The sequence below is a fragment of the Caulobacter sp. GW821-FHT10A06 genome (assembly GCF_059415805.1).
The window spans coordinates 244405-266973 of record NZ_JBWKNY010000004.1 but is presented as its reverse complement, the minus strand read 5'-3'; the positions used below and the strand labels follow the sequence as shown (position 1 = coordinate 266973).

The 22569-nt window shown below is 68.1% G+C and carries 25 protein-coding genes and 1 pseudogene; 15 read left to right on the top strand and 11 right to left on the bottom strand.

Annotated elements, in window-relative coordinates; genetic code table 11:
• Positions 1-4 precede the first annotated feature (4 nt).
• Genes AC07NF_RS12770 through AC07NF_RS12760 form a run of 3 tightly spaced genes read left to right on the top strand, consistent with a single transcriptional unit; the run spans position 5 to position 3303 of the window.
• Positions 5-1108, top strand: coding sequence for an HlyD family secretion protein (locus tag AC07NF_RS12770; RefSeq protein ID WP_494626355.1), 1104 nt, complete (start codon positions 5-7; stop codon positions 1106-1108).
• A 12-nt stretch (positions 1109-1120) separates the two neighbouring features.
• Positions 1121-2695 (top strand): DHA2 family efflux MFS transporter permease subunit, encoded by a 1575-nt coding sequence (locus AC07NF_RS12765; RefSeq protein WP_494626353.1) that lies wholly within the window; start codon positions 1121-1123, stop codon positions 2693-2695.
• Positions 2695-3303, top strand: coding sequence for a TetR/AcrR family transcriptional regulator (locus AC07NF_RS12760; RefSeq protein ID WP_494626351.1), 609 nt, complete (start codon positions 2695-2697; stop codon positions 3301-3303). The genes AC07NF_RS12765 and AC07NF_RS12760 overlap by 1 nt, the downstream gene beginning before the upstream one ends.
• Positions 3304-3363: 60 nt before the next feature.
• Here the strand turns inward: AC07NF_RS12760 and AC07NF_RS12755 are convergent, their stop codons facing one another.
• The 6 genes from AC07NF_RS12755 to AC07NF_RS12730 form a co-directional block, all read right to left on the bottom strand.
• Positions 3364-4179 carry an enoyl-ACP reductase FabI gene (locus AC07NF_RS12755; protein ID WP_494626349.1) on the bottom strand — a complete coding sequence of 272 codons (816 nt, stop codon included), beginning with the start codon at positions 4177-4179 and terminating at the stop codon, positions 3364-3366.
• Between the two features lie 73 nt (positions 4180-4252).
• Complete coding sequence (locus AC07NF_RS12750) at positions 4253-5155, bottom strand: phytanoyl-CoA dioxygenase family protein (protein WP_494626347.1); 903 nt, start codon at positions 5153-5155, stop codon at positions 4253-4255.
• 57 nt (positions 5156-5212) lie between these two features.
• Positions 5213-6796, bottom strand: a complete 1584-nt coding sequence (locus tag AC07NF_RS12745; protein WP_494626345.1) for an O-linked N-acetylglucosamine transferase, SPINDLY family protein — start codon at positions 6794-6796, stop codon at positions 5213-5215.
• A gap of 234 nt (positions 6797-7030) precedes the next feature.
• On the bottom strand, positions 7031-8245 hold the full coding sequence (gene fabB, locus AC07NF_RS12740) for a beta-ketoacyl-ACP synthase I (RefSeq protein ID WP_494626343.1): 1215 nt from the start codon (positions 8243-8245) through the stop codon (positions 7031-7033).
• A 72-nt stretch (positions 8246-8317) separates the two neighbouring features.
• Positions 8318-8833 carry a 3-hydroxyacyl-[acyl-carrier-protein] dehydratase FabA gene (gene fabA, locus AC07NF_RS12735; protein ID WP_291876404.1) on the bottom strand — a complete coding sequence of 172 codons (516 nt, stop codon included), beginning with the start codon at positions 8831-8833 and terminating at the stop codon, positions 8318-8320.
• Between the two features lie 60 nt (positions 8834-8893).
• Positions 8894-9418, bottom strand: coding sequence for an SH3 domain-containing protein (locus tag AC07NF_RS12730; protein ID WP_494626340.1), 525 nt, complete (start codon positions 9416-9418; stop codon positions 8894-8896).
• 72 nt (positions 9419-9490) lie between these two features.
• Here AC07NF_RS12730 and AC07NF_RS12725 point away from each other — a divergent pair, with 72 nt between their 5' ends.
• Positions 9491-10477, top strand: coding sequence for a 2-hydroxyacid dehydrogenase (locus tag AC07NF_RS12725; RefSeq protein ID WP_492816088.1), 987 nt, complete (start codon positions 9491-9493; stop codon positions 10475-10477).
• A 1-nt stretch (position 10478) separates the two neighbouring features.
• Here AC07NF_RS12725 and AC07NF_RS12720 read toward each other — a convergent pair whose 3' ends face one another.
• A complete protein-coding gene (locus AC07NF_RS12720; protein WP_494626338.1) occupies positions 10479-11432 on the bottom strand; it encodes an alpha/beta fold hydrolase in 954 nt (317 codons plus the stop codon).
• A gap of 59 nt (positions 11433-11491) precedes the next feature.
• Positions 11492-12229 carry a HesA/MoeB/ThiF family protein gene (locus AC07NF_RS12715; protein WP_494626336.1) on the bottom strand — a complete coding sequence of 246 codons (738 nt, stop codon included), beginning with the start codon at positions 12227-12229 and terminating at the stop codon, positions 11492-11494.
• A 5-nt stretch (positions 12230-12234) separates the two neighbouring features.
• Here AC07NF_RS12715 and hslV point away from each other — a divergent pair, with 5 nt between their 5' ends.
• The 3 genes from hslV to hslU all read left to right on the top strand — a co-directional run bounded on the left by hslV (position 12235) and on the right by hslU (position 15009).
• On the top strand, positions 12235-12834 hold the full coding sequence (hslV, locus tag AC07NF_RS12710) for an ATP-dependent protease subunit HslV (RefSeq protein ID WP_494626333.1): 600 nt from the start codon (positions 12235-12237) through the stop codon (positions 12832-12834).
• A 70-nt stretch (positions 12835-12904) separates the two neighbouring features.
• Positions 12905-13717 (top strand): DUF4440 domain-containing protein, encoded by an 813-nt coding sequence (locus AC07NF_RS12705; RefSeq protein ID WP_494626331.1) that lies wholly within the window; start codon positions 12905-12907, stop codon positions 13715-13717.
• Entirely contained in the window at positions 13714-15009 is a 1296-nt protein-coding gene (gene hslU / locus AC07NF_RS12700; protein WP_492816098.1) for an ATP-dependent protease ATPase subunit HslU, read from the top strand. The genes AC07NF_RS12705 and hslU overlap by 4 nt, the downstream gene beginning before the upstream one ends.
• Before the next feature lie 6 nt (positions 15010-15015).
• Here the strand turns inward: hslU and AC07NF_RS12695 are convergent, their stop codons facing one another.
• The gene (locus AC07NF_RS12695; protein WP_494626328.1) at positions 15016-15921 is read right to left on the bottom strand and encodes a methylated-DNA--[protein]-cysteine S-methyltransferase; all 906 of its coding nucleotides are present in this window, start codon (positions 15919-15921) and stop codon (positions 15016-15018) included.
• 98 nt (positions 15922-16019) lie between these two features.
• Between AC07NF_RS12695 and nth the strand changes: the two genes are divergently transcribed.
• Both nth and AC07NF_RS12685 read left to right on the top strand, forming a co-directional pair.
• Positions 16020-16727 (top strand): endonuclease III, encoded by a 708-nt coding sequence (gene nth / locus AC07NF_RS12690; RefSeq protein ID WP_494627564.1) that lies wholly within the window; start codon positions 16020-16022, stop codon positions 16725-16727.
• A gap of 5 nt (positions 16728-16732) precedes the next feature.
• Positions 16733-16845: pseudogene (locus tag AC07NF_RS12685) on the top strand (hypothetical protein); the annotation flags it as partial.
• Positions 16846-16853: 8 nt separating this feature from the next.
• Here the strand turns inward: AC07NF_RS12685 and AC07NF_RS12680 are convergent.
• Positions 16854-17714 carry an ATP-grasp domain-containing protein gene (locus AC07NF_RS12680; protein ID WP_494626326.1) on the bottom strand — a complete coding sequence of 287 codons (861 nt, stop codon included), beginning with the start codon at positions 17712-17714 and terminating at the stop codon, positions 16854-16856.
• 231 nt (positions 17715-17945) lie between these two features.
• Here AC07NF_RS12680 and AC07NF_RS12675 point away from each other — a divergent pair, with 231 nt between their 5' ends.
• Genes AC07NF_RS12675 through AC07NF_RS12650 form a run of 6 tightly spaced genes read left to right on the top strand, consistent with a single transcriptional unit; the run spans position 17946 to position 22003 of the window.
• Complete coding sequence (locus AC07NF_RS12675) at positions 17946-18935, top strand: adenosine kinase (RefSeq protein WP_494626324.1); 990 nt, start codon at positions 17946-17948, stop codon at positions 18933-18935.
• Positions 18936-18943: 8 nt separating this feature from the next.
• Entirely contained in the window at positions 18944-19534 is a 591-nt protein-coding gene (gene hisB, locus AC07NF_RS12670; RefSeq protein WP_492816106.1) for an imidazoleglycerol-phosphate dehydratase HisB, read from the top strand.
• A gap of 9 nt (positions 19535-19543) precedes the next feature.
• On the top strand, positions 19544-20185 hold the full coding sequence (gene hisH, locus AC07NF_RS12665; protein ID WP_494626322.1) for an imidazole glycerol phosphate synthase subunit HisH: 642 nt from the start codon (positions 19544-19546) through the stop codon (positions 20183-20185).
• Positions 20173-20907, top strand: coding sequence for a 1-(5-phosphoribosyl)-5-[(5-phosphoribosylamino)methylideneamino]imidazole-4-carboxamide isomerase (gene hisA, locus AC07NF_RS12660; protein ID WP_494626320.1), 735 nt, complete (start codon positions 20173-20175; stop codon positions 20905-20907). Before hisH ends, hisA begins: the two co-directional genes overlap by 13 nt.
• Complete coding sequence (gene hisF / locus AC07NF_RS12655; protein ID WP_454718573.1) at positions 20907-21683, top strand: imidazole glycerol phosphate synthase subunit HisF; 777 nt, start codon at positions 20907-20909, stop codon at positions 21681-21683. The genes hisA and hisF overlap by 1 nt, the downstream gene beginning before the upstream one ends.
• A complete protein-coding gene (locus tag AC07NF_RS12650) occupies positions 21680-22003 on the top strand; it encodes a phosphoribosyl-ATP diphosphatase (RefSeq protein ID WP_494626317.1) in 324 nt (107 codons plus the stop codon). Before hisF ends, AC07NF_RS12650 begins: the two co-directional genes overlap by 4 nt.
• On the opposite strand, the gene AC07NF_RS12645 is transcribed toward AC07NF_RS12650, so the two are convergent.
• The gene (locus tag AC07NF_RS12645) at positions 22000-22569 is read right to left on the bottom strand and encodes a Smr/MutS family protein (RefSeq protein ID WP_494626315.1); all 570 of its coding nucleotides are present in this window, start codon (positions 22567-22569) and stop codon (positions 22000-22002) included. The genes AC07NF_RS12650 and AC07NF_RS12645 overlap by 4 nt on opposite strands.

The following is a 22569-nucleotide window of genomic DNA, read 5'->3' as shown; positions in this document are numbered from 1 at the left end:
GGTCATGGCGACGGCGGGTAACAAGAAGCTGGTTCCGATGATCGTCGGCGGGGTGGTCCTGCTGGGCGTGGTCGTCGGCGGGACCCTGTGGTTCCTCGACAAGCAGCGCTACGAGGCGACCGACAACGCCTTCGTTCAAGCCGACACCGTGCAAGTCAGCCCGCAGGTCAGCGGTTATGTCGCCGAGGTCCTGGTGGCCGACAACCAGCGGGTCGAGGCCGGCCAGGTGCTGGCCAAGATCGATCCGTCGACCTTCCAGGCGCGTGTTGACCAGGCCATCGCCAATGCCGGCGCCGCCGATGCGGCGATCAAGGCCGTTGACGACAAGAACAGCCTGGAACAGGCGATGATCGCCCAGAAGGCCGCCGGCGTGACCAGCGCCCAGGCCGACGCCGGGCGCGCCAAGGCCGACCTCGACCGCTACGCCAGCCTGGCCACGCAAGGCTGGGTCAGCCAGCAAAAGGTCCAGACCGAGCGCGCCGCCGCCACCCAGACCGCCGCCGGCGTCGCCAGCGCCCAGGCCGCCCTGGAGGCCGAACGCCGCGCCGCCCAGTCGCTGGGCTCGGCCAAGGATCAAGCCATCGCCCAGGCCGCCGCCGCCCACGCCGCCGTGGCGCAGGCCAAGCTCGACCTGGAGCGCACCGTGATCCGCGCGCCCGTCGCCGGCGTGGTCGGTGCCCGCTCGGTGCGTCCGGGCCAGCTGGTCCAGCCGGGTGTCGCCCTGATGTCGGTCGTGCCGCTGGGCCAGGCCTTCATCGTCGCCAATTTCAAGGAAACCCAGGTCGCCCGCATCCGCGTCGGCCAGCCGGTCGAGATCAAGGCCGACGCCTTCGGCAAGCAGAAGATCGTCGGCAAGGTCGACAGCTTCGCCCCGGCCACCGGCCAGGAGTTCGCCCTGATCCCGGTCGAGAACGCCGTCGGCAACTTCACCAAGATCACCCAGCGTCTGCCGGTCAAGATCGTGGTCGACCGCAGCCAGCTGGGCGCGGCTCTGCGTCCGGGCCTGTCGGTCGAGATCAAGGTCGACGTCCGCGATCGTTCGGGCCCCTCGTTCGCCGAGGCCGGCCAGGCCGAGCCGCAGGTCGCCCGTCAGGGCGAGGCGCGCTAGAGGCGGACGGTCATGACCGACGCCGTCGCAGCCGCCACCCCAAAGCCCGAAGTCAACTGGACCAAGCTGTTCCTCGGCTTCGGGGCCATGGTCATCGGCCAGTTCATGGCCATCCTGGACATCCAGATCGTGGCCGCCTCGCTGCCGCAGATCCAGGCCGGCGTGGGCGCCAGCACCGACCAGATCAGCTGGATCCAGACCGCCTACCTGATCCCGGAAGTCGTGATGATCCCGCTGTCGGGATACCTCTCGCGCCTGTGGGGCACCCAGCGCCTGTACCTGATCTCGTGCACCGGCTTCATCATCATGAGCGTGCTGACGGGCCTGTCCTCGTCGATCGACATGATGATCCTGACCCGGGCCCTGCAGGGCTTCATCGGCGGGGCGATGATCCCGACGGTATTCGCCGTGGCCTTCACCGCCTTCCCGCCCGAGCGGCGCGTGACGGCCAGCGTGATCATGGGCCTGATCGTCACCCTGGCCCCGACCGTCGGTCCCACCCTGGGCGGCCACCTGACCGAGGCGTTGTCCTGGCGCTGGCTGTTCTTCATCAACGTGCCCACCGGCCTGATCGTGCTGTTCGGCGTCTATCGCTGGGCTGACTTCGACAAGGGCGACCCCAGCCTGGCCAAGGGCTTCGACTGGTTCGGCCTGGCGGTGATGGCGGTCTTCCTGATGAGCATGCAGTTCGTGCTGGAAGAAGGCGCCAAGGACGACTGGTTCGACGACAGCGGCATCCTGTGGCTGACCGTCGTGGCGGTGCTGGGCGGCGTGACCTTCATCTGGCGGCAGCTGACCTACAAGAACCCGATCGTCGAACTGCGCGCCTTCGCCAATCGCAACTTCACCATCGGCGTGGTGATGACCGCCGTCTCGGGCGCCAGCCTGTTCGGCGGCACCTTCCTCTTGCCGCAGTTCCTGGGCCGCGTGCGCCACTATTCGGCGTCGGAGGTCGGCACCACCATGGTGGTCTCGGGCCTGTCGATGTTCCTGACCGGGCCATTGGCGGGGCGTCTGGTGCGCAAGGGCGACCCGCGCATCCCGATGTTCATCGGCTTCATGCTGGCGGGCTGGGGCATGTACATGGCCCATAGCGTGAGCAAGGACTGGGGTTTCTGGGAGTTCGCCGGCGTTCAGGCTTGCCGTGGCGTCGGGGTCATGATCGCCATGATCGCCACCCAGCAGATCACGATGAGCACCCTGCCCCCGCACATGGTCAAGAATGCCTCGGGCCTGGTGAACCTGTCCCGCAACACCGGCGGCGCCGTTGGTCTTGCGTTGCTGGCCACCTCGATCACCCAGCAGACCGCGCTGTACTACGACGACATGACCTCGAAGGTGATGCAGGGCGGGCCGACGGCCAACATGATGGCCGGCCTGACCGAACGCATGATGCAGCTGGGGGTCGCCGACCCCGCCGGCGCGGCCCGCAAGGCCATCGGCGGCATGATGCAGCAGCAGGCCACCGTCATGGCCTTCGGCGACAGCTTCACCCTGCTGGCCATCGGCTGTTTCGTCGCCGCCGTCGTCTCGTTGCTGGCCGCGCCGGTCAAGAATGCCCCTCCCCCGCCTTCGGACGCTCACTGATGCCCCGCGTTCCCGGACAGATCGACGTCGCCAAGACCGAGGCCATCCTCGACGCCGCCGTCGAGGTGATCGGCGAGCGCGGCCTCTCGGCCCCGATGGAGGCGATCGCCAAGCGCGCCGGGGTCTCCAAGCAGACGGTCTATAACCACTACGGCTCCAAGGCCGACCTGATGCGGGCCCTGATGAACCGCCGGGTCGAGGCCATCACCGCCTCGCTGCGGGAACCGGGCGCGGTCGACAATCCGGCCGAGGCGCTGGAGGCCTATGCCCGCTCGGTGCTGGAGACGGTGATCACGTCGAAAAGCTATTCGATGATGCGGGTGATCATCCTGGGCTCGGGCGAGATGCCCGACGTCGCCCGCGAGGTCTATGAGGCCGGCCCCCTGAGCGCCCGCAAGCAACTGGCGGCGTTCCTGCGGACCGAGACCGAGCTGGGACGCATGAAGGTCGACGATCCCGACCAGGCGGCGGAGTTCTTCTCCGGCATGGTCATGGGTCACAGCCAGCTGCGCTCGCTGCTGCGCCTGCCGTCGGACAAGACCCCAGACGAATACGGCCGCCTCGCGAAAGAGGCGGCCGTTCGTTTCATGAGAGCGTATGCGCCGTAGCGAGCGCGATAGCCAAAAGTGGCCGCCGGTTTTGGCGGCCATCGCGCGCCAAAGAGAGCCTTAGGCCTCTTCGGCGTCCGGCATGCCCATCATGTGGAAGCCGGCGTCGACGTGGACGACTTCGCCCGTGGTCGACAGGCCAAGGTCGGAGACCAGCCACAGGGCCGCGCCCGCGACGCCTTCCATCGAGGTGTCTTCCTTCATGGCGCTGAACGCCCGGCCTTGGGCGATCATGCCGCGGCCGCCGGCGATGCCGGCCAGGGCCAGGGTGCGCATGGCGCCGGCCGAGATGGCGTTGCAGCGGATGCCCTTCGGGCCCAGGTCGCGCGCGATGTAGCGGGTCGCCGCTTCCAGGGCGGCCTTGGCCACGCCCATGGTGTTGTAGTTCGGAATGGTCCGCTCCGACCCCAGATAGGTCATGGTGATCAGCGAACCGCCGTTCGGCATCAGCTTGGACGCGCGCTTGGCGACGTCCACGAAGCTGAAGGCCGAGATGTTCATGGCCGTCAGGAAACCCTCGCGGGTGGTGTTGTCGACGAACGAGCCCTTCAGCTCGTCCTTGTTGGCGAAGGCCACCGAGTGGACGACAAAGTCGATCGTCCCGAACTTCTCCTCGATGGCGGCGAAAGCCGCGTCCATCGAGGCGTCGTCGGTGACGTCGGCCGGAACCAGGGTGGTGACGCCAATGCTCTCGGCCAGCGGCCGCACGCGGCGCTCCAGCGCTTCGCCCTGATAGGTGAAGATCATCTCGGCGCCCTGGGCGGCCAGCTGGCTGGCGATACCCCAGGCGATCGAGTTGTGGTTGGCCACGCCCATGACGAGGCCCTTCTTGCCCCGCATCAGCTCGCCCTTGGGGAACGCGTAATCGTCGGCCATGTGTCGGGCCCCTTCTAGAAGTCGTTGCCCGTGGTTAGCAGGCGACGCGACGCTTCGAAACCCCGACCCGCGTTCAGTCGACCCGGACGATCCGTCCCAGCCTGTCGCGCAGGGCCTGGGCGAGGGGTCGCGGACCCAGCGGAACGGGCTTGCCGTCGCGCCTGGGCCAGACCACGCCGCCGGTGCGCACATCGGCCGGCAGCCGCAAATAAAGCTGGTTGGTCTCGGGCCGCGAATACAGCGGCGTGTAGTAGACGCAGTCCTCGAAGAAGAAGTGCGTGACCAGCGAACGCCGCGTCGCGCCCGGCCGCTGGATGGCCAAGCCGCCATGGGTGGTGTTGGCCGCCCAGACCAGCACCTGGCCCTTGCGCAGCAAGGCCGGACGGCGATCGCCGGTCACCTGGCGGGCGAAGGCCTCGACATAGTGGGCGGCGTAGTCGCCGCGCTTGGGACGACGCCCTTCCACCCCGGCATCGCTCATCTCGAAGATCCGGTCGCGATGGCTGCCCGGATGGTAGAACAACGGCCCGGCGTCGGCCGCCACGTCCTCCAGCGCGATCCAGGCCCCGCACATGAAGCGCGGCGGCTGGCTGTGGAAGTGGGCGATGTCGGAATGGGCGTGCTGCTCGCTGCCTTCGCGGAAATTCAGGGTCTGGAAGGCGAAAGGCGTGCGGCCATACGCGAGCTCCAGCATCGTAGTGAGCTTGGTATGGCTGGCCAAGGCGCGTACGGCTTCGGATCGCCGCCAGACATCCTGAGCGCGACGCTTGCCGGGGCGGAAGAACCGCTCGGCGTCGGCGGTGGCGCGGTCGATCAGCGCCAGGGCGTCCGGCCCCAGATCGAACACGGCCACGCCGTCGCGATGCAGATCGGTGACGAAGCGGCGCTGCTCGGCGTCGGCGCCCGAGGCGTCCAGATAGGCGGTCACGGACTCGCCTTCGATCCACGGGACTTGCGGCAGATCGACGGGAGGCATGCGGAGACGCTCGCTCGAACGGTAATGGCCAAGCTTACCGTCCAGCGCTGAGCGCGATCAACCTTGGGTGATCATTTTCTCGAAAGCCGCCTCGAGCGTTCGGGCGAAGGCGGAGGGATCGAACACCGAGGCGGTCCGGATACGCTCGGCCACCCGCGCCTTGAGGGTCGCCAGGGCCGCGCGATCGTTGGCGAGGCGGGACGCCGTGACGACGTAAGCCTTTGAATCGGTTGTGATCAGTTCCGGAAGATCCAGGGCGGTAAGCAGGCTGGCCCCGACCCGGCTGGCGAAACTCTTGCCTGGAAGGCTTAGTATTGGAACCCCCATGCGCAGGGCGTCGCTGGCCGTGGTGTGGGCGCCATAGGGCCAGGTGTCGAGCACCAGGTCGGCCAGGGCGTGACGCGCCAGGTGCGCTTCGTGTGGAACGGGTCCAGCGAAGACTAGTCGTTCGGGCGCCACCCCCGCCCCTTCCGCCTCACGACGCAGGTTTTCGACCGCGCCTGGCGCGCCGTCATAGAGCCACAGCACGGCGTCCGGCGCGGCCTTCAGGATCGCCATCCAGGCCGTGAAGGTCGCCGGCGTGATCTTGGCCGGGTTGTTGAAGCAGCACAGCACGACCGCGCCCTCGGGCAGACCAACCTCGGCCCTACTGGGCGGTAGAGTCACCGCGCCCAGGGCGTCGTTGGGCTGGTAGAGCGGCAGGCGGACCACCGCCTCGGACCATTGGCCCTCCTCGCCCGGCGGGATCGTGACGGCGTCGGCCAGCACGATGTCGGCATGGCGGCCCAGGGTCCCCGGATACCCCAGCCAGCTGACCTGCACCGGCGCCGCGCGATGGGCCAGGACCCCCGGCCGGCCGTCCTGGGTGTAGCCCTTCAGGTCGACGGCGATGTCGATCCCTGCCTCCCGGCAGAGGGCAGCGATGTTGGAATCGTTGAGTTTTCGTGCCTCGACCCAGTGCTCGCAGGCCGCCTTCAGGCGGTCCCGCATAGGGCTTTGCAGTTCCGGACCATACGAAACCTCGAAGATTTCGAAGCGCTCGCGGTCATGCGCCTCCAGCACCCCGGCCAGCAGGCGAGCCGTGGCGTGCTCGTGCAGGTCGGCCGACAGATAGGCCACGCGGATCCGCGTCCCTTCCAGCCGCTGCGGCCATACCGGGGCCGGAACCGGCGGTGGCGCGGAAAGCTCGGCGCAGCGGCGGTGCACGACGGGCTCATCGAAGATGGCCAGGGCCGCGAACGGCGCGATCACCGCGCGGCCAAGCTTCAGCTCGGCCTTGACCAGCATGTCCAGCGCCGCGTCCTCGCGCCAGTCGCAGGTCTGGCGGCGCGCCCACATCAGGTCGCCGGCCAGGCGGGGATGCAGCGGATCGATTTCCATCACCGCTTCCAGGTCTCGCGCCGCCTCGGCGGGCCGGTTCAGCAGCAACAGCAGCGCCGCGCGGTTGGCCAGCGTCTTAGCGTCGCCCGGCGAGGCCTGGACGAGGTGGTCGAGAACCGCCAGCGCCTCTTCGAAACCGCCGAGTCTCTGCAGCGAGACGGCTAGAGCGCTGAGCACCGGCGGATTGTCGGAATCAGCCGCCAGGGCCGCGCGACCAGCGACCACCGCCTCGGCATCGCGCCCCAAGCTATTGAGAACCAAGGTCTTTGCCGACAGTAAGCCAGGCCGCTTACTATCCAATGCCAGCCCTTGATCAAGGGCGTCCAGCGCCCCCTCCGCGCGCCCTAGACCCAGCCGGGAGACGCCCAGAATGTGCCAAGCCTCGACGCTAGGCGCAGCCAAGACCAGCCGCTCGCACAGCGCGACAGCCTCGGCCAACCGGCCGGCCTTGTAGAGATTGAAGGCCTCGCGAGCGCTCACCGACGCCCGCTCGCCCTAGTCAGCGCGGCTGAAGATCAGCGTGCCGTTGGTGCCGCCGAAGCCGAAGCTGTTGGACATCACCGTTTCCAGCGGCTTGTCCGACCGCTGGCGCAGGATCGGCAGGTCGGCGAACTCGGGGTCCAGCTCCTCGATGTGAGCGCTCTCGGCGGCGAAGCCGTTGTTGAGCATCAGGATCGAGTAGATGGCCTCCTGCGCGCCGGCCGCGCCCAGGCTGTGGCCGGTCAGGGACTTGGTCGACGAGATCAGGGGGGCCTTGTCGCCGAAGACTTCGCGCACCGCGCCCATCTCCTTGCTGTCGCCGACCGGCGTCGAGGTGCCGTGCGGGTTCAGGTAGTCGATGGTGCGGCCGCCGGCCTCGGCCATGGCCAGCTTCATGCAGCGCGCCGCGCCCTCGCCCGACGGGGCGACCATGTCGAAACCGTCCGAATTGGCGGCGTAGCCGACCAGTTCGCCGTAGATCTTGGCCCCGCGCGCCTTGGCGTGCTCGTATTCCTCGAGGACCACGATGCCCGCGCCGCCCGCAATGACGAAGCCGTCGCGGTTCTTGTCATAGGCGCGGCTGGCCACGGCCGGGGTGTCGTTGAAGTGCGTCGACATGGCGCCCATGGCGTCGAACAGGTTCGACAGGGTCCAGTCCAGCTCCTCGCAGCCGCCGGCGAAGATGATGTCTTGCTTGCCCAGCTGGATCTGCTCGGCGCCCGCGCCGATGCAGTGGGCGCTGGTCGCGCAGGCCGAGCTGATCGAATAGTTGATGCCGCGGATCTTGAACCAGGTCGACAGCACGGCCGACGGGCCCGAACTCATGGCCTTAGGCACCGCGAACGGGCCGATCCGCTTGGGGCCCTTCTCGACCGTCGTGGCCGCGGCCTCGACGATGATGCTGGTCGAGGGACCGCCCGAACCGACGATCAGGCCGGTGCGCTCGTTGGAGATCTCGCCCTCTTCCAGCCCGGAATCGGCGATCGCCTGCTCCATGGCGACGTGGGCATAGGCCAGGCCCGGCGACAGGAAGCGCGCGGCACGGCGGTCGACCAGCGACTCCCACTCGATCTGGGGCGCGGCATGGACCTGGCAGCGGAACCCGCGCTCGGCATATTCCGGCGCGGAGACCACGCCGGACTTGGCTTCCCGCAGGGACGCCAACACCTCATTGGCGTTGTTGCCGATGGACGAGACGATCCCCAGTCCGGTGACGACGACGCGACGCATATTGTAAATCCTCTTCTCCCCCAGGCGACCCGCTAAGGGACCGACTCTCGGGGGCCGGTCTCGTCTAACGGATCAAGACGCCATCTGTTCGGCGGTGAACGTGCCGACCTTCAGGTCCTTGGTTTCGTAGATCACCTTGCCGTCGGCTTCCAGAACGCCTTCGCCGATTCCCATGACGAGTTTGCGCATGATCACCCGCTTCAGGTCGATCTTGTAGACGACTTTCTTGACGTCCGGGGTCACCTGGCCGGTGAATTTCACCTCGCCGACGCCCAGGGCGCGGCCACGACCGGGCGCGCCCGACCAGCCCAGGAAGAAGCCGACCAGCTGCCACATGGCGTCCAGGCCCAGGCAGCCGGGCATGACGGGGTCGCCGATGAAGTGGCAACCGAAGAACCAGAGGTCGGGATTGATGTCGAATTCAGCCTCGACATAGCCCTTGCCGTACTTGCCGCCGTCGGATTCGATCCGAACGATACGGTCGAACATCAGCATCGGCGGGGCCGGAAGCTGAGCGTTGCCGGGGCCGAACAGCTCGCCGCGACCGCAGGCCAGGAGTTCTTCGTAGGTATAGGCGTTCTTCTGCATAGGGGACGCCCTAGCACGGCGGCGGGTCAGGTCTCAACGTTTCCCTGAGGCCACATGTTCCTATCCCTTGCGACATTGGACGGCGGGGTCCGCGCCCCAGATGTCGGTTTCACGCGCCCAGCCCGACGAGCCGTCGGCCCGCAGACGGCACCAGCCGCCCTCGCACTTGTCCAGGCTGGCGGTGGAACGGCCCTTCAGATAGGCGCTGACCTTGGCCCCCGTTTTGGGGGCGCTGAGCAAAGCCAGATTGGTTGGCTGCACCCGCATGGCCGAGCGGCGGCCGTCGATCACCCGGCGGTGGACCCAGGCCAAACCACCTTCGGGATCACAGATCCGCCGCCACTCGCGGGTTTCGGCCACGATCTGCACCGGCATGCCCTTGGCGTGGTAGATCCACAGCAGCTGGTGGGCCTCATCCGGGCCGTTACGGGCGTTCACTTCCGCGTATTTCAGCGAGACGTAGCGCGGCACTTCCAGGCCGGAGGGCGTTATCCGAGGGCCTTCGGCGAAAGCCGGCCCCGCCAACAACACGCAGATCGCCCCAAAGACGACACGAAGCGAACGATGTTCTCTTTTCGACGGCATGTTGCTTGGCCCCCTCGGGCCCCTTTGCTACAGCTTTCAAACGCCCGTCAGTGAGAGCTTTTCAAACCGCCCATGGCCGCTCGCAAGCTCAAAGTCATCGTCACCCGCAAACTCCCCGATCCGGTGGAGACGCGGATGTGCGAACTGTTCGACACCGAACTGAACGTCTCCGACAAACCCTTGACGGCGGATGAACTGGTCGACGCCATGGGTCGCGCCGACGTGCTGGTGCCGACGATCACCGATCGTATCGACTCGCGTCTTCTGTCGCGATCCGGCGATCGGCTCAAGCTGATCGCGAATTTCGGCGCCGGCGTGGACAATATCGACGTCGCCACCGCCAATGCCCGCGGCATCATCGTCACCAATACGCCGGGGGTCCTGACCGAGGACACCGCCGACCTGACCATGACCCTGATCATGGCCACGTCGCGCCGGGTGGTCGAGGGCGCCGAGGTCGTCAAGGCCGGCGGCTTCCACGGCTGGTCGCCGACCTGGATGCTGGGCCGGCGCCTGTGGGGCAAGCGGATCGGCATCATCGGCATGGGCCGCATCGGCCAGGCCGTGGCCCGCCGCGCCAAGGCCTTCGGCATGCAGGTGCACTATCACAACCGCAAGCCCGTCAGCCCGCGCATCGCCGAGGAGCTGGGCTGCACCTACTGGGAAAGCCTGGACCAGATGCTGGCCCGGATGGACTTCGTCTCGGTCAACTGCCCGCACACCCCGGCCACCTATCATCTGCTGTCGGCCCGCCGGCTGAAGCTGCTGCGGCCCCATTCGGTGATCGTCAACACGGCCCGGGGCGAGGTGATCGACGAGGGCGCGCTGGCCAACATGCTGGCCAAGGGCGAGATCGCCGGCGCCGGCCTGGACGTCTACGAGCACGAACCGGCCATCAATCCCAAGCTCCTGAAGCTGCCCAATGTCGTGCTGCTGCCCCACATGGGCTCGGCCACGGTCGAGGGCCGCATCGACATGGGCGAGAAGGTCATCGTCAACGTGAAGACCTTCATGGACGGCCACCGGCCGCCGGACCGGGTTATTCCTTCGATGCTTTAGCCTACTGGGCCGGATGCGCCGCCAGCCAGGCCTTGAGGTCGGCGGCGGAACGGTCGGGGATCTGCTCCATCGGCACGTGGCCCACGCCCGGATAGAGGATCAGGGTCGCGCCCGGTATGGCCTTGTGGAACTTCTCGCCGTCGGCGGGCGGGATCAGCCGGTCGTCCTGGCCGAAGATCACCAGGGTCGGGACGTGGATGGTCGACAGGTCCGGCGCGGTGGCCACCCGGCGCGGCCGCTGGCCCAGCAGCACCGTGCGATGGCCGGGGGCGCGGGCCAGGTCGACATAACGATCGATCAGGGCCGGGGTGACCAGCTTGGGATCGATATAGGCCGCCTTCAGCGCCTGGGTCATCAGCGGGCGGATCTCGATCTCCTTCAGCACCCGCCGGCCCACCGGATTCCCTAAGAACTTGAAGATCGTCGCCCCGCCGCGCCCCTTGGTCGGCCAGCCGGCGGCGTCGACCAGGATCAGGCGCGCGACGCGGTCGGGATGGTCCAAGGCATAGGTCCAGGCGACCTCGCCGCCCATCGAGTTGCCCCCCAGGGTGAAGCGGGTCAGGCCCAGGCCTCGGGTCACCTGGTCGACGACGTTCTCGAAGCTGTCGGGCTGGACGACATAGGCATCGCTCGTGCGGGTCAGGCCGTGGCCGGGCAGGTCCAGCACCACCACGCGGTAGTCGCTCGACAGCGCCTTCACCCAGCCGTCCCAGGCGTGGGTCGAGGCGGCGAAGCCGTGCACCAGCACGATGACCGGCGCGTCGCGCGGCCCGACGTCGCGATAGTGCGCCCGCACCCCGCCCGGCAGGTCCATGTAGCGGCTGTCGGCATAGCCATACTTGGCTTCCAGCGCCGCATACGGAATGTCCGGCCGCTGCAGCAGCAGCCAGCCCACCGCCGCCAGCCCGACGATCAGCAAGAGAGCGGTCGCCAGACCGCGGAGCAGCATCTTCATTTCCGCCCTCCCCCGAGAGACCCCATCAAAACCAACCGAACGCCGTTATACGAAAGCCGTCAAGCGCCGCACGACGGACAATGGGGATCGGCCCCGATCCGCACCGTGCGAGTCTCGGACGCCAGGGCGTCATAGATCAATAGCTTGCCGGACAAGGGCTCACCGGCTCCGGCCACCAGCTTGACCGCTTCCAGGGCCATCATCGAGCCGATGACCCCGGCCAGAGCGCCAACCACGCCGACGAGCGAACAGGTCTCGGCGTCCGGCGGGACCTCGGGCACCAGGCAGCGATAGCAGGGCTTGCCGTGAAACACCCCGACCTGGCCCGTCCAGCGGCCCAGAGCGCCGCTGACCAGAGGCTTGCCATGGGCCAGGCAGGCGTCGCTGACGGCGAAGCGGGTGGCGAAGTCGTCGGTGCCGTCCAGCACCAGGTCATACCGCGAGACGATGTCGCCGGCATTGGCGGCGTCCAGCCATACCGGATGGGTTTCGATGGTCGTGTGCGGGTTCAGCGCGCCCAGCCGCTCGACCGCCGCCTCGACCTTGGGCCGGCCGACATCGGTGGCGGCGTACAGCACCTGGCGCTGCAGGTTCGACAGCGAGACGGTGTCCGGATCGACAAGACCGATGGTCCCGATCCCGGCGGCGGCCAGATACAGCGCCGCCGGCGCGCCCAGGCCGCCGGCCCCGACCACGAGAACCCTTGCCGCCTTCAGCTTCTGCTGCCCCGGGCCGCCGATCTCGCGCAGGACCAGGTGGCGGGCGTAGCGCTCGACCTCGGCCTCTGAAAAACTCATGGCGCTTGACCCTCCGGCCTGGCCTCGCCACATGCGAAGCCATGCAAAGCAGCAATTCCTTCCCCGACTGGCACGGCACGACCATTCTGGCGGTGCGCAAGAACGGACAGACCGTGATCGCCGGCGACGGACAGGTCTCCATGGGGCCAACCGTCGTCAAGGGCAACGCCCGTAAGGTGCGACGCCTCGCCGGCGGCAAGGTGGTGGCGGGTTTCGCCGGCGCCACGGCCGACGCCTTCACGCTCATTGAGCGTCTGGAGGCCAAGCTGGAGCAGTATCCCGACCAGCTGGCCCGCGCCTGCGTCGACCTGGCCAAGGACTGGCGGACCGATCGTTACCTGCGCAGGCTGGAAGCCATGCTGCTGGTGGCCGACAGGACCGCCATCTACACCGTCACCGGCGTCGGCGACGTGCTGGAGCCGGGCGAAAGCGCCGACGGCAACGCCGTGGCGGCAATCGGCTCGGGCGGCAACTACGCCCTGGCGGCCGGCAAGGCCTTGATCGACCAGGACCTTTCGGCCGAAGAGCTCGCCCGCAAGGCGATGAGCATCGCCGCCGAGATCTGCGTCTACACGAACGGAAACCTGACCGTCGAAGTGCTGTAGGCTTTCGTCGCAAGACGGATGCGGACCTGCTCCCGGCGGCGCTTGATCGCGGCCGGGAGGATCCTTCGCCATGCTCGTCGCCGCTTTTTTCGCCCTGTCGGTCGCCACGACCCCCGCCGCCCAGATTGAGGCTGCCGAGCGCGCCTTCGCGGCCGACGGCCTGAAATTGGGGATCAGGGGCTCGTTCCTGAAGCACATGGCCGACGACGCCATGGTCTTCGACCCTACCCCGGTCAGCGCCAAGGCCCTGTACGAGACAAGGTCAGGCGAGGGCGAGCCCAAGCTGGAATGGTGGCCGGCCTATGTGGTGGCGGCCAAGTCCGGCGATCTAGGCCTGTCGATCGGTCCCTCGGCCTTCAACGGCAAGCGGGCCGGCTGGTACGCCTCGATCTGGCGCAAGGACGCCGACGGGACCTGGCGCTGGATCTATGACGGCGGCGGTCCGGGCGACGCTGTTTCCGCCCAGGGTCCAGAGGTTGCGGCGATCCATGGTCAGGTCGCGAAGGCCGGAGAATCCAGCCCCGCCAAGGCTTTCGACGCCGTCCGCCTGGCCGAGGCAACGCTTAGCCAGAAAGCTAAGCAAGACACGGCCCTTGCCTACAAGGCTTTCCTGACGAGCGACGCCCGCCTTCTGGGGCCGCGCGGGACCCGTGAGCTCGCGCCGACCGCCGCCGAGCAGCGTCTGGCGCTGCGCCCGACATCTACGACTCTGACCCTGCGCGGCGGCGGCGCGTCGAAGGCCGGCGACTTCGTCTGGACCCATGGCGAGGCTCATTGGAGCGAGCCGGGTCAAAAATCCGCCCAAGCTCACTATATGCATGTCTGGCAGAGGCGACCCGATGGGTGGCGCCTGATCTTCGAGACCCTGATCAACGACCGATGACCGAGTTTTCCCCCCGCGAGATCGTTTCCGAGCTGGACCGCTACATCGTCGGCCACGCCGAGGCCAAGAAGGCCGTCGCCGTGGCCCTGCGCAACCGCTGGCGCCGCCGTCGCGTGCCGGCCGACCTGCGTGACGAGGTCACCCCCAAGAACATCCTGCTGATCGGCCCCACCGGCGTCGGCAAGACCGAGATCGCCCGCCGCCTGGCCAAGCTGGCCCAGGCCCCGTTCCTGAAGGTGGAAGCCACCAAGTTCACCGAGGTCGGCTATGTCGGCCGCGACGTCGACCAGATCGTCCGCGACCTCGTGGAAAGTGCGCTCTCGATGGTGCGCGACAAGCGTCGCGCCGCGGTGAAGGCCAAGGCCGAGGCGGCCGCCGAGGAGCGGATCCTGGACGCCATGACCGGCCCCGGCTCGACCGCCGCCCGCGACAGCTTCCGCAAGAAGCTGCGGGCCGGCGAGCTGGACGACAAGGAGATCGAGCTGCAGCTGGCCGACACCGGTGGCGGCGGCAGCTTCGAGATCCCCGGCCAGCCCGGCGCCCAGGTGCTGAACCTGTCGGAAATGATGAAGTCGCTGGGCGGCAATCGCACCAAGACCCACAAGACCACCGTCTCCGGCGCCTGGGCCCCGCTGATCGCCGAGGAAAGCGACAAGCTGCTGGACCAGGAGGCCCTGACCCAGGAAGCCCTGGAGCTGGCCGAGAACCACGGCATCGTCTTCCTGGACGAGATCGACAAGGTCGCCAGCAGCTCGCAGCGCTCGGGCGCGGATGTCAGCCGCGAAGGCGTGCAGCGCGATCTGCTGCCGCTGATCGAGGGCACGACCGTCTCGACCAAGTATGGTCCGGTGAAGACCGATCACATCCTGTTCATCGCCTCGGGCGCCTTCCATGTGGCCAAGCCCAGCGACCTGCTGCCCGAGCTGCAAGGCCGCCTGCCGATCCGCGTCGAGCTGAAGGGCCTGTCACGCGACGACATGCGCCGTATCCTGACCGAGCCGGAAGCCAACCTGATCCGCCAGCACCAGGCCCTGATGCTGACCGAGGGCGTGACCCTGACCTTCTCGGACGAGGCGATCGACGCCCTGGCCGACGCGGCCGTGGCCGTGAACGGCTCGGTCGAGAACATCGGCGCCCGCCGCCTGCAGACGATCATGGAAAAGGTGGTCGAGGAGATCAGCTTCTCGGCGGCCGACCGCAGCGGCGAGACCGTGGCGATCGACGCCAAGTACGTGCAAGAGCGCATCGGGGCCTTGGCGGCCAACGCCGATCTGAGCCGCTTCATCCTCTAAGGGCGATTAGGAGGCGGCGCGAACCGCCTCCATGCCCAGGATCGCCGCCTTGCGGGCCAGGCCCCAGTGGTAGCCGGTCAGCTTGCCGCTCTTGCCGATGGCCCGGTGACACGGGATCAGCAGCGAGATCGGATTGGCCCCGATCGCGCCGCCGGTGGCCTGGAAGGCCTTGGGCTTGCCCGCCCAGCAGGCGACCTGGCCATAGGTGGCCGTCTCGCCGGTCGGGATCTGCAACAGCGCCTTCCAGACCTGCACGTGATAGGGCGAGCCGATCAGCACCACCGGCAGCGGCCCCTCTCCGCCGGTGAAGGCGTGCAGGGCCGTGGCCTGGGCGGCCATGTCGTCGCGGATCCAGTCGGCGGCCGGAAAGCGGCGATGCATGTCGGCGAAGGTCGCCTCATCGTCGCCGTCCGAGAAGGCCAGGCCCGCCAGGCCGCGATCGGCCATCACGAACAGGCCTCGGCCAAACGGCGTCGGGGCCCAGCCCCAGCGTAGCCGCATGCCCGCACCGCGCCGGCGCACCTCGCCGGGGGTCACGGCCTCCTGGGCGATGAACAGGTCGTGCAGCCGTGACGGACCGGAGAGCCCGGCGTCGAAGGCCGCGTCCAGCACCGTACCGCCGGCCTCCAGCGATCGCCGGGCCTGGGCATGGGCGATGGCCGAGACGAAGCTCTTGGGGCTGACCCCCGCCCAGCGGGTGAAGATGCGCTGGAAGTGGAACGGCGACAGGCCCACGGCCTGGGCCGCCTCGTCCAGCGACGGGTGATCCGACCACCGCTCGGCCAGCCAGTCGAGCGCCTTGGCCATGCGGTGATAGTCGACGGAGCGCTCGGCCAGCCGAACCAGCTCTTCGCTGGCGGTCTCTGGGCTCACGGTCTCCGGAAGGGGGGATGCGTCGTATGCCATGCTCATAAATTACGGCCCTCGCATAACGGCGTCCGCCCGGTTCTTGCGGTCGGCCCCAAATCTAGGGGCGCTCCACGTGCTTGGCGAGCCGCGCGCATCACGGCATGGTCCGCGCCATGGCCAAGGCTCCCGCTCCGAAGAAGAAAAAACCCGCCCAGAAGCGGATCAGCCCCGACGAGCGGGAACGCGTCGAGATCCTGTTCGAGCGCTTCGAGAGCCTGGAACTGCATCCCAAGACCGAGCTGCACTATTCGAACGCCTACGAGCTGGTCACCGCCGTGGCCCTGTCGGCGCAAGCCACCGACGTCCAGGTCAACAAGGCCACCGGCCCCCTGTTCCAGGTCGCCGACAGCGCCGAAAAGATGCTGGAGCTCGGCGAAGAGGGGCTGATCAAGTACATCGCCTCGATCGGCCTGTTCCGCACCAAGGCCAAGAACGTCATCGCCGCGGCGCACATCCTGATGGACAAGCATGGCGGCCAGGTGCCGCTGAACCGCGTCGACCTGGAGGCTCTGCCGGGCGTGGGCCGCAAGACGGCTTCGGTGGTGCTAAACGAACTGGACATCGAACCGGCCATCGCCGTCGACACCCATGTGTTCCGGGTCTCGCACCGGCTAAAGCTGTCGGCCGGCAAGGTCCCTGATGCGGTCGAACAGGACCTGATGCGGATCGTGCCGCCGCCCTACCAGACGCGGGCGCACCACTGGCTGATCCTGCACGGGCGATATGTCTGCGTGGCGCGGAAGCCGAAGTGCGAGGTTTGCAGGATTAGCGACCTGTGTCCGTCGCGGGAGTTGTTTCTGGGGGCCTGACCCAAGATCCTCCCCCTAGCGGGGGAGGCGGCCGAAGGCCGGAGGGGGAAGTGCTGCTGAGCCTGCCTCTTCCCCCTCCGTTCGCTTCGCGAACACCTCCCCCGCTAGGGGGAGGATCTGGGCCTACTAGCCGATCGCCCGCACCACCGCCTCGGCGAACGCCCCGCCCCGATCATGCGCGTGCTGCAGGAACAGGTCCGGCTCGATGACCTCCAGCTCCATCAGCTGCGGCGTGTGGTCCAGGCCTCGGATCAAATCCACCCGGGCATAGGTCAGGACCTCGCCCGCCGCCTGCAGCACCATCTCCGCTGCCCGCAGGGCCTCCGGCTCGGGCGCGATCTCGCTGACCTGGCCGCCGAACTGCGGCTGCACCCGGAAATCCCCTTCGACCGCGACCTTGGTCACCGCGTGGCTGAACTGGCCGTCGAAGAAGAACAACGACAGCTCGCCCTCCTCGCCCACCGCCGGCAGGAACGGCTGGATCAGGGCCGGGCCGCTGGGACCGCCGACCAGCGAACCACCATGCCGCTTGACCCGGATGGTCTCGTGCGAGCCGGCCGAGACCTGCGGCTTGACCACCAGTTCGTCGACCCCGAAGGCGTCGAAGGCGGCGCGGACATGTTCGCGGGTCAGCAGATCATGCGCATGGGTCGGCACCACCGGCGCGCCCTTCCCGGCCAGCTCGACCAGATAGGTCTTTGTCGAGTTCCAGCGCATGGTCGCGGCCGGGTTAGCGACCCGGATACCATCGCGCTCCAAGCCGTCCAGGAAGCCGAACCATTCGTCCTGGCGACCGTGATAGCCCCAAGCCAGGGACGGCATGACCAGCCGCGCCTGATCTTTCTCGATCTTGTCGGTCCACGGCTGCGAGGCGACGCTCAGACCCTTGGCGCGCAGCGGCGCGGCCAGGCGCTCGAACAGCGGGCTCCAGGCGTTGGCGAAGCGGGCTTCGTCGCGGGCGGGGACCAGGATCAGGACGTCGACCATTGGTTTACTCACGTGGCTTAGGGCTTCGCAGCTAGGATGTCGCAGTCCTCCGGGCAAGCCTTGCGTTGCCTTGAGCGGCCACATCCTTTAATCGCCAAGTGTTTGTGGCGTAGAGCCTGCATTAGCAGGCTCTACTTTCTGGGGGCTAGCGCGCGGCTAGGCGGCGAAACCGTTTACACTTTCGCCTACCGCGCTTCCCGCCCCTGTTCTTTCAAAGGTTTGTCCCGCTCCATGACCGCGCTCTACGACGTCGCCGGCATCGGCAACGCCATCGTCGACGTCATCGCCCAGTGCGACGACGCCTTCCTCGCCAAGGAAGGCCTGACCAAAGGCTCGATGGCCCTGATCGATCCGGCGCGCGCGGCGACCCTGTATGACGCCATGGCCGCGGGCATCGAGGCCTCGGGCGGCAGCGCCGCCAACACCCTGGCCGGCGTCGCCAGCTTCGGCGGCAAGGCCGCCTTCATCGGCAAGGTGGCCGACGACCAGCTTGGCCGCGTGTTCCGCCACGACATGAAGGCGATCGGCTGCGTGTTCACCACGCCGTCGCTGGCCGAAGGTCCCGCCACCGCCCAGAGCCTAATCAACGTCACCGCTGACGCCCAACGCACCATGTCGACCTATCTGGGCGCCTGCGTCGAGCTGACCCCGGCCGACGTCGATCCCGAGATCATCGAAGCCGCCCAGTATTCCTATCTGGAAGGCTATCTGTTCGATCCGCCGGAAGCCCGCCGCGCCTTCGCCAAGGCCGCCGCGCTGAGCCACGGCGCCGGCCGCAAGATCTCCATGACCCTGAGCGACAGCTTCATGGTCGACCGTCACCGCGGCGCCCTGCTGGGCTTCATCGAGACCCAGTGCGACATCGTCTTCGCCAACGAGGCCGAGGTCTGCTCGCTGTTCGAGACCACCGACTTCGACGCCGCTGTGAAGGCCCTGGCCGAACGCAGCGAGATCGCCGCCGTCACCCGGGGCGAAAAGGGTTCGGTGATTGCCGCCAATGGGCAGCTTCACGAAATCTCGGCCTACCCCGTGGAAAAAGTCGTGGACACGACCGGCGCGGGCGACCAATACGCCGCTGGTTTCCTCTACGGCCTGTCGCAGGGTCGCCCGCTGCCGGTCTGTGGCCAGCTGGGCTCTCTCGCCGCCGCCGAGGTCATCGACCACTACGGTCCGCGCCCGCAGGTCAACCTGCGTGAGCTGGCCCAAAAGAACGGACTCTAAGGACACTCATGGCCCGCACCGCTGAAGTGGTCCGCGAGACGAAGGAGACCCAGATCCGGGTCTGGATCGATCTCGACGGGACCGGCGTCTCGACGATCTCCACCGGCATCGGTTTCTACGACCATATGCTGGAGAGCTTCGCGCGCCACGGCGGCTTCGACCTCAAGGTCGAGACCAAGGGCGACCTGCATATCGACATGCACCACACGGTCGAGGACACCGGCATCGTGTTGGGCCAGGCGATCAACAAGGCGCTGGATGGCTTCAAGGGCATCCGGCGCTTTGGCGCGGCCTATATCCCGATGGACGAGACCCTGACGCGCTGCGCCATCGATCTGTCGAACCGGCCGTACCTGATCTGGAAGGTCGAGTTCAAGCGGCCCAAGGTCGGCGAGATGGACACCGAGCTCTTCAAGGAGTTCCACCACGCGTTCGCCATGAACTGCGGGGCGTGCATCCATCTGGAAACGCTGTACGGCGACAACACCCACCATGTGGCCGAAAGCGGCTTCAAGGCCCTGGCCCGGGCGCTGCGTCAGGCGGTCGAGATCGACCCGAAGACCGGTGGCCAGGCGCCGTCCACCAAGGGCGTGCTGTAAGGATACTCCATGCAGACCGTCGCCCTGATCGACTACGGGTCGGGCAACCTGCGTTCGGCCGAGAAGGCCCTGCGTGAGGCGGCCCGCCGCCGCGCGCTCGACGCCGAGATTGTCGTCACCGCTGACCCCGACCTTGTCGCCAAGGCCGATCGCGTCTTCCTGCCCGGCGTCGGGGCCTTCGCCTCGTGCCGCGCCGGCCTGGACGCCACCGGCGTCTATGAGGCGATGAACCAGGCCGTGCACGGTCGCGGCGTGCCCTTCATGGGCATCTGCGTCGGCCACCAGCTCCTGGCCACCGAGGGCCTGGAGTTTGGCGTCACGCCGGGCCTCGACTGGATCGCCGGCCAGGTGAAGAAGCTCGAGCCGTCCGACCCTTCGCTGACCATCCCGCACATGGGCTGGAACGCCATCAGCTTCGCCCGCGCTCATGCCCTGTTCCAGGGCATCGAGGACGGCGCTCACATGTACTACGCCAACTCGTTCGCCCTGAACGCGGCCGACCCTGCTGATATCGTCGCCACGACCGACCACGGTGGTCCGTTCACGGCGGCGGTGGCCAAGGGCAATGTCGCGGGCGTACAGTTCCACCCCGAAAAATCACAAAGTGCCGGGCTCGCCCTGCTCGCCAACTTCCTGGAATGGCGCCCATGATCCTCTATCCCGCCATCGACCTGAAGGACGGCCAGTGCGTGCGCCTGCTGCACGGCGACATGGAGAAGGCCACGGTCTTCAACAATTCGCCCGCCGATCAAGCCCAGCGCTTCGTCAAGGACGGCTTCTCGTGGCTGCACGTCGTTGACCTGAACGGCGCCATCGAGGGCAAGTCGGTCAACACTGCCGCCGTCGAGCAGATCCTGGAGTCGATCTCCATCCCCGTGCAGCTGGGCGGCGGCATCCGCACCCTGGAAGGCGTCGAGGCCTGGATCGAGGCGGGCGTCTCGCGCGTCATCCTGGGCACCGTGGCCGTGCACGATCCCGAACTGGTCAAGAAGGCCGCCCGCCTGTGGCCCGAACAGATCGCCGTGGCCGTCGACGTCCGTGACGGCAAGGTCGCCATCGACGGCTGGACCGGCCTGTCGGATCTGTCGGCCATCGACCTGTCGCGCCGCTTCGAGGACGCCGGCGTCGCCGCCCTGATCATCACCGACATCAGCCGCGACGGCGCCCTGACCGGCGTCAATGTCGAGGGCGTGGGCGAACTGGCCGACGCCGTCTCGATCCCCGTCATCGCCTCGGGCGGTGTCGCCGCCGTGGCCGACATCGAGCGCCTCAAGGCCCGCAAGGGCGTCGAGATCGCCGGGGCCATCCTGGGCCGCTCGCTCTATGCCGGCACGATCAAGCCGTCCGAAGCCCTGATCGCGGCGGCGGTCTGATGCTGAAGACCCGGATCATTCCCTGCCTCGACGTGAAGGACGGGCGGGTGGTCAAGGGCGTGAACTTCGTCTCCCTGCGCGACGCCGGCGACCCGGTGGAGCAGGCGCGGGCCTATGACGCCGCCGGCGCCGACGAGCTGATGTTCCTGGACATCACGGCCTCCAGCGAAGGCCGCGGCCTGATCCTGGACGTCATTTCGCGCACCGCCGAGGTCTGCTTCATGCCCGTCTCGGTGGGCGGGGGCGTGCGGCAGGTGTCGGACATGCGCCGCCTGCTGCTGGCCGGGGCCGACAAGGTCTCGACCAACACCGCCGCCGTCGAGAACCCCGACCTGATCGCCGGCGGCGCTGACGCCTTCGGCAGCCAGTGCGTGGTCGTGGCCATCGACGCCAAGCTGCGCGAGGACGGCTCGGGCTGGAACGTCTGGACCTATGGCGGCCGCAAGGACACCGGCCTGGACGTCGTCGACTGGGCCGCCAAGGTCGTCGAGCGTGGCGCGGGCGAGATCCTGCTGACCTCGATGGACCGCGACGGCGCCAAGATCGGCTACGACATCCCGCTGCTGAAGGCCGTGACGGGCGCGGTCAACGTGCCGGTGATCGCCTCGGGCGGCGCGGGCAAGACCGAGCACCTGGTCGAAGCCGCCCGCGAAGGCCACGCCGCCGCCGTGCTGGCCGCCTCGATCTTCCACTTCGGCGAAATCAGCATCGGCGAGGCCAAACAGGCCATGGCCGACGCCGGCATCCCCGTGCGCCTGGACCGGAGCGCCGCATGAGCCGCCTGACCGAGGTCCTGGATCGCCTGGCCGCCACGATCGAAGCCCGCAAGGGCGGCGATCCGTCGGTGTCCTATACGGCCAAGCTGCTGAACGATCCGGCGCTGGCGGCGAAGAAGCTGGGCGAGGAAGCGGTCGAGACCGTGATCGCGGCGGTGGCCCAAGGGCCTGAGGCCCTGGCGGCCGAGAGCGCCGATCTGCTGTATCACTGGCTGGCGCTAATGGCGGCCTCGGGCGTGTCGCTCGACGCCGTGGCGGAGAAGCTAGAGGCCCGCGAGGGAACCTCCGGCATCGCCGAGAAGGCTTCGCGGAAGAGCTAGCCCTTCCGCTTCAGCGCCACATAGAGCGCGCCCTCGCCGCCGTGCCGCTGATCGGCGGTCGACACCCCGGCGATCATCTCCCGCACCGCGGGCCCCGCCAGCCATTCCGGCGTGCGCTGCTTGAGCACCCCGTGGCCGACCTTGCCCTTGCCGGTGATCACCAGCACGGCGCGGTGGCCGTCTTCATAGGCTCTGCGGATAAACCCCTCCAGCGTCGCTCGGGCCTGGTCCTGGTCCAGGCCGTGCATGTCCAGGCGCGCGCCGATCGGGTCGTGCGACTTGACGATGCGGCGCTTGCGGTTGGGCTCGATGCGGTCGGGCGCGTATTTCAGGGTCTTGGCCGGAACCGGCTTCAGCTCCTCGGGCGCCACGCGCAGGGGGGCGATCGAGACCAGCCGTGTCGGCGGATCGGCCGGCAGGGCCGTGGCGGCCTTCAGCGAAGGCCGGATCCGGGCCTTGGACCGCATCTTCTCGGGCGCGACCGGCGCACGGGGCGTCACGGTCGAGGCGACGAGCTTCCAGAGGCGCTTGTCGTCCTCAGGTGCGGGCGGCGGTTTCTTGGCCAC

Bases quoted from the DNA above. Each gene is read 5' to 3' on its own strand.
- AC07NF_RS12720 (WP_494626338.1), bottom strand. From the start codon at position 11,432: ATGAAGATGCTGCTCCGCGGTCTGGCGACCGCTCTCTTGCTGATCGTC.
- AC07NF_RS12650 (WP_494626317.1), top strand. From the start codon at position 21,680: ATGAGCCGCCTGACCGAGGTCCTGGATCGCCTGGCCGCCACGATCGAA.
- AC07NF_RS12755 (WP_494626349.1), bottom strand. From the start codon at position 4,179: ATGGCCGACGATTACGCGTTCCCCAAGGGCGAGCTGATGCGGGGCAAG.
- nth (WP_494627564.1), top strand. From the start codon at position 16,020: ATGGTCCGCGCCATGGCCAAGGCTCCCGCTCCGAAGAAGAAAAAACCC.
- hisA (WP_494626320.1), top strand. From the start codon at position 20,173: ATGGCGCCCATGATCCTCTATCCCGCCATCGACCTGAAGGACGGCCAG.
- AC07NF_RS12725 (WP_492816088.1), top strand. From the start codon at position 9,491: ATGGCCGCTCGCAAGCTCAAAGTCATCGTCACCCGCAAACTCCCCGAT.
- fabB (WP_494626343.1), bottom strand. From the start codon at position 8,245: ATGCGTCGCGTCGTCGTCACCGGACTGGGGATCGTCTCGTCCATCGGC.
- AC07NF_RS12675 (WP_494626324.1), top strand. From the start codon at position 17,946: ATGACCGCGCTCTACGACGTCGCCGGCATCGGCAACGCCATCGTCGAC.
- AC07NF_RS12765 (WP_494626353.1), top strand. From the start codon at position 1,121: ATGACCGACGCCGTCGCAGCCGCCACCCCAAAGCCCGAAGTCAACTGG.
- AC07NF_RS12750 (WP_494626347.1), bottom strand. From the start codon at position 5,155: ATGCCTCCCGTCGATCTGCCGCAAGTCCCGTGGATCGAAGGCGAGTCC.
- AC07NF_RS12695 (WP_494626328.1), bottom strand. From the start codon at position 15,921: ATGAGCATGGCATACGACGCATCCCCCCTTCCGGAGACCGTGAGCCCA.
- hisB (WP_492816106.1), top strand. From the start codon at position 18,944: ATGGCCCGCACCGCTGAAGTGGTCCGCGAGACGAAGGAGACCCAGATC.
- hisH (WP_494626322.1), top strand. From the start codon at position 19,544: ATGCAGACCGTCGCCCTGATCGACTACGGGTCGGGCAACCTGCGTTCG.
- hisF (WP_454718573.1), top strand. From the start codon at position 20,907: ATGCTGAAGACCCGGATCATTCCCTGCCTCGACGTGAAGGACGGGCGG.
- AC07NF_RS12705 (WP_494626331.1), top strand. From the start codon at position 12,905: ATGCTCGTCGCCGCTTTTTTCGCCCTGTCGGTCGCCACGACCCCCGCC.
- fabA (WP_291876404.1), bottom strand. From the start codon at position 8,833: ATGCAGAAGAACGCCTATACCTACGAAGAACTCCTGGCCTGCGGTCGC.
- AC07NF_RS12730 (WP_494626340.1), bottom strand. From the start codon at position 9,418: ATGCCGTCGAAAAGAGAACATCGTTCGCTTCGTGTCGTCTTTGGGGCG.
- AC07NF_RS12770 (WP_494626355.1), top strand. From the start codon at position 5: ATGGCGACGGCGGGTAACAAGAAGCTGGTTCCGATGATCGTCGGCGGG.
- AC07NF_RS12680 (WP_494626326.1), bottom strand. From the start codon at position 17,714: ATGGTCGACGTCCTGATCCTGGTCCCCGCCCGCGACGAAGCCCGCTTC.
- AC07NF_RS12715 (WP_494626336.1), bottom strand. From the start codon at position 12,229: ATGAGTTTTTCAGAGGCCGAGGTCGAGCGCTACGCCCGCCACCTGGTC.
- hslU (WP_492816098.1), top strand. From the start codon at position 13,714: ATGACCGAGTTTTCCCCCCGCGAGATCGTTTCCGAGCTGGACCGCTAC.
- AC07NF_RS12760 (WP_494626351.1), top strand. From the start codon at position 2,695: ATGCCCCGCGTTCCCGGACAGATCGACGTCGCCAAGACCGAGGCCATC.